This is a genomic window from Rhodococcus sp. CX (assembly GCF_015865005.1).
Taxonomy (GTDB): Bacteria; Actinomycetota; Actinomycetes; order Mycobacteriales; family Mycobacteriaceae; genus Rhodococcus.
Window position 1 is genome coordinate 66,186 of record NZ_JADZGH010000111.1, and the last position, 3,319, is coordinate 69,504.

Annotated in this window: 5 protein-coding genes; all 5 read right to left on the reverse strand. The window is 68.0% G+C overall.

Annotated features, from left to right (window positions below; genetic code table 11):
• Positions 1 to 528: NAD(P)H-dependent oxidoreductase subunit E (locus I0Q12_RS12380; RefSeq protein ID WP_197252200.1), on the reverse strand; the 528-nt coding region annotated here is incomplete at its 3' end.
• Positions 525 to 1,865: an NADH dehydrogenase (quinone) subunit D gene (gene nuoD, locus I0Q12_RS12385; protein ID WP_197252201.1), complete on the reverse strand. Its 1,341-nt coding sequence runs from the start codon at positions 1,863 to 1,865 to the stop codon at positions 525 to 527. The genes nuoD and I0Q12_RS12380, both read right to left, overlap by 4 nt.
• Entirely contained in the window at positions 1,865 to 2,563 is a 699-nt protein-coding gene (locus I0Q12_RS12390; RefSeq protein ID WP_197252202.1) for an NADH-quinone oxidoreductase subunit C, read from the reverse strand. The genes nuoD and I0Q12_RS12390 overlap by 1 nt, the downstream gene beginning before the upstream one ends.
• A complete protein-coding gene (locus tag I0Q12_RS12395) occupies positions 2,560 to 3,114 on the reverse strand; it encodes an NADH-quinone oxidoreductase subunit B family protein (protein ID WP_197252203.1) in 555 nt (184 codons plus the stop codon). The genes I0Q12_RS12390 and I0Q12_RS12395 overlap by 4 nt, the downstream gene beginning before the upstream one ends.
• 81 nt (positions 3,115 to 3,195) lie before the next feature.
• Positions 3,196 to 3,319: NADH-quinone oxidoreductase subunit A (ndhC, locus tag I0Q12_RS32690; protein WP_231610519.1), on the reverse strand; the 124-nt coding region annotated here is incomplete at its 5' end.

Here is a 3,319-nt window from a genome sequence, read left to right on the forward strand (position 1 = left end):
CGCGAAGTCGCAGGCCGCGTTGCATTCGATGTGATCGAGGGTGATCTTCCCGTCCGGGGTGGTGTCGTCCGCCGAGCCGGGGTCGACACCGAGATGCTCTGCGAGGGCCTCGAGGATCGCGTCCCCTCCCATGATCGCGCACAGGGTGTTGGTGCAGACCCCGACGTGGTAGTCGCCGGTCGGGCGGCGGCGGTACATCGAGTAGAAGGTGGCCACGGCCGCGACCTCGGCACCGGTGAGCGCGAGTTGCGCTGCGCAGAACTCGATTCCGGCGGGGGTGATGTAGCCGTCCTCGGCCTGGACGAGGTGCAGCAGCGGGATCAGGGCGGACCGCGTCACCGGGTAGCGGGCGATGATCGCGGCGGCGTCGGCCTCGAGACGCTCCCGCACGTCCGGCGGGTACGTCCGGGGTGCGCCGGGGTGTTCGATGCGCTCGGTTTCGGCTGCCGTGCGGCCCAATTCGACGAAGACCGGCTCCGGCCGGTTCGCCGGGACCGCGGATTCGCCGGTCGTGTGTGCCCGGGTCATCGGTCCACACCTCCCATCACCGGATCGATGCTGGCGACCGCGGCGATGACGTCGGCGACCATGCCGCCCTCGCACATCGCCGCGACCGCCTGCAGGTTCGTGAACGACGGGTCCCGGTAGTGCACCCGGTACGGGCGGGTGCCGCCGTCGCTGACCATGTGCACTCCGAGTTCGCCGCGGGGCGATTCGACGGCCACGTACACCTGTCCGGCCGGGACCCGGAATCCCTCGGTGACCAGCTTGAAATGGTGGATGAGCGCTTCCATGGAAGTGCCCATGATCTTGCCGATGTACTCCGGCGAGTTGCCGAGTCCGTCCTCGCGCACCGCCAGGTCGGCCGGCCACCCGACCTTCGGGTCCTCGACCATCACCGGTCCGGGCCGCAGCCGATCGAGGCACTGCTCGACGATCTTCAGCGATTCCTTCATCTCCCCGACCCGGATGAGGTAGCGGCCGTAGCAGTCGCAGCCGGTGTCGGTGACGACGTCGAATTCGTACGTGTCGTAACCGCAATAGGGTTGCGACTTGCGCAGATCGTGCGGCAGTCCCGTCGATCGCAGGACCGGGCCGGTGACGCCGAGCGCCATGCAGCCCATCAGGTCCAGGTAGCCGACGTCCTTCGTGCGGGCCTTCCAGATGGCGTTCTCGTCGAGGAGGTCCTCGAGATCGCGCAGGCGGCGCGGGACGACGTCGAGGACCTCGCGGATCTTGTCGAGCGAACCGTCCGGCAGGTCCTGCGCCAGCCCACCGGGCCGGATGTAGCCGTGGTTCATGCGCAGCCCGGTGACGGCCTCGAACACGTCGAGGATCAGTTCGCGTTCGCGGAACCCGAGGAACATCGACGTCATGGCCCCGAGTTCCATCCCGCCGGTGGCCAGTGCCACCAGGTGCGAGGAGACGCGGTTGAGTTCCATGAGCATCACCCGCACGACGGTGGCGCGTTCGGGCACGAGATCGGTGATGCCGAGCAGTTTCTCGACGCCCAGGCAGTAGGCGGTCTCGTTGAAGAACGAGGACAGGTAGTCCATCCGGGTGACGAACGTGACGCCCTGTGTCCACGTGCGGAATTCGAGGTTCTTCTCGATTCCGGTGTGCAGGTAGCCGATACCGCAACGGGCCTCGGTGACGGTTTCGCCGTCCATCTCAAGGATGAGCCGCAGCACGCCGTGCGTGGACGGGTGCTGCGGACCCATGTTGACGACGATGCGTTCCTCGGCCAGTTCGGCGTCCGGTCCGCCCGAGGCGCGGACCGCGTCGACGATCTCGTCCCAGTCCTGGCCGGCGACGGTGTAGACGGTGCCCTCGGCGTTCCCGCCGGTCGAATACGGATCGCTCATCAGTGGTACGCCCTCCGTTCGTCGGGTGGCGGTGTCCGCGCACCCTTGTATTCGACGGGGATTCCTCCGAGGGGGTAGTCCTTGCGCTGCGGATGTCCCACCCAGTCGTCGGGCATCTCGATGCGGGTGAGCGCCGGATGCCCGTCGAACACGATCCCGAAGAAGTCGTAGGTTTCCCGCTCGTGCCAGTCGACGGTCGGGTACACCGCGTACAGCGACGGAATGTGCGGGTGGGCATCGGGAACCGACACCTCGAGCCGGATCCGTCTGTTGTGGGTGATCGACATCAGGTGGTAGACCGCGTGCAGCTCGCGCCCGTTCTCGTGCGGGAAGTGCACCCCGCTGACGCCGAGGCACAGTTCGAACCGCAGGCCGGGTTCGTCCCGCAGGCACCGCGCGACCCGGGGCAGGTGCTCGGCGCGGACGTGGACGGTCATCTCGTCGCGGTCGACGACGACACGTTCGATCGCCTCCCCCGGGTTCACCGACGCCTGCGTCAGCGCCGCTTCGAGACCGTCGGCGACCTCGTCGAACCACCCGCCGTACGGACGGGGTGTGGCACCGGGCAACGCGATCGGCCGGACGAGCCCGCCGTATCCGGACGTGTCACCGGTGTCGGGCGGACCGAACATTCCGCGGCGCACGTCGATGACCTCGGGTTCGCCCGGTTCCCGCCCGACCGGCTCCCGCCCGGTCATCGCAGCAGGCCTTTCAGTTCGAGGGTGGTCGGGGACGCGAGCGCCGCCTTCTCGGCTTCGCGGATCACCTCTTCGCGGTTGACGCCCAACGGCATCTGCTGGATCTTCTCGTGCAGCTTCAGGATCGCGTGGAGCAGCATCTCCGGCCGGGGCGGGCAGCCGGGCAGGTAGATGTCGACGGGCACCACGTGGTCGACGCCCTGCACGATCGCGTAGTTGTTGAACATGCCGCCGGACGAGGCGCACACCCCCATCGCGAGCACCCATTTCGGTTCGACCATCTGGTCGTAGACCTGCCGCAGCACCGGCGCCATCTTCTGGCTCACCCGGCCGGCGACGATCATCAGGTCGGCCTGCCGGGGCGAGGCGCGGAACGCCTCCATCCCGAAGCGAGCGATGTCGAAACGCCCCGACACGGTGGTCATCATCTCGATCGCGCAACACGCCAGGCCGAAGGTCGCGGGCCACAACGAGCCCTTGCGGGCGTACCCGGCCGCGGCCTCGACCGTGCTCAGCAGGAAACCGCTCGGTACCTTCTCCTCGATTCCCATCTCCGACTCATCTCGCTTCCGGTGTCGCTGTCGTCCCGCGTGGCGGTGTGGTCTGGGGTGGCGCTGTGGTCCCGCGCCGGTTCAGTCCCATCCGAGACCACCGCGCCGCCACTCGTAGACGTAGACCACGGACACGTTGAACAGGAACAACGCCATGGCGGCGAGACCGAACAGGCCGAGGCTGTCGAAGTGCACCGCCCACGGG